The following is a 670-nucleotide window of genomic DNA, read 5'->3' as shown; positions in this document are numbered from 1 at the left end:
CGAGGCTCAAGGAGGCGCCGAGCAGGACGACGGCAAGCTCGAGGAGTTGCTTGGCGCTGAAGGCGATGCCGGCCCGCCAGCGCGGACTGGGCTCCCAGAGCGTGCGCAGGGCCATGCCGAGCAGGATCGCGACGACGAGCGCCTCGATGTAGGGATGCTCGAAGACCCGCTCCTCAACGTTCTGCGCACCGAGCGACACCAGTGTTACGGCTACGCACAGCGCGATGCCAGGAAAGAGACCCACGAGGCGGGCAGGTAATTCGACGATCCAAGATTTGGACGTCACGATCCGACGCTCCTCCTGTGCCTTCGTCGCCCCGTTTACGGGTTGGTTCGAAGAAGGCATTTGGGTCGGGGCCCGCGGGGGAGCGTCGAGCGGTTGCGCCTGCAGTCTGCGGCCAGGGCTCATACGGGCCGCGTCCGGGTCAGACCGGCCGCTATCTGCGGCTGGGTTGCTAGGAGCGTGCCCCGTCGCTCGGCTCGCCCGATCCAGAGTGCCGACAGGGCGCTGATCAGGCCGGCAAGTGCACAATAGGCGCAGACCAGCCAGGGGTTGTGCGCGCCCGAATACTGCAGGAGGGCCGTGGCCACGATCGGCGTGAGCCCGCTCGCGAAGATTCCGGAGAATTGATAGACGAAGGAGATGCCGGTGTAGCGCACCCGTGCGGGA

Annotated in this window: 1 protein-coding gene and 1 pseudogene; both read right to left on the bottom strand. The window is 66.7% G+C overall.

The genetic code is table 11. The features are described 5' to 3' along the window. Positions 1-286: putative sulfate exporter family transporter (locus tag WDW90_RS37795; RefSeq protein WP_336492832.1), on the bottom strand; the 286-nt coding region annotated here is incomplete at its 3' end. 119 nt (positions 287-405) lie between these two features. Then, positions 406-670: pseudogene (locus WDW90_RS37790) on the bottom strand (MFS transporter); the annotation flags it as partial.

It is taken from the genome of Methylobacterium nigriterrae, from assembly GCF_037106235.1.
GTDB classification, from domain to species: Bacteria; Pseudomonadota; Alphaproteobacteria; order Rhizobiales; family Beijerinckiaceae; genus Methylobacterium; species Methylobacterium nigriterrae.
Note: the sequence above shows the minus strand (reverse complement) of the source record. Positions and strands in the feature narration are given on the sequence as shown.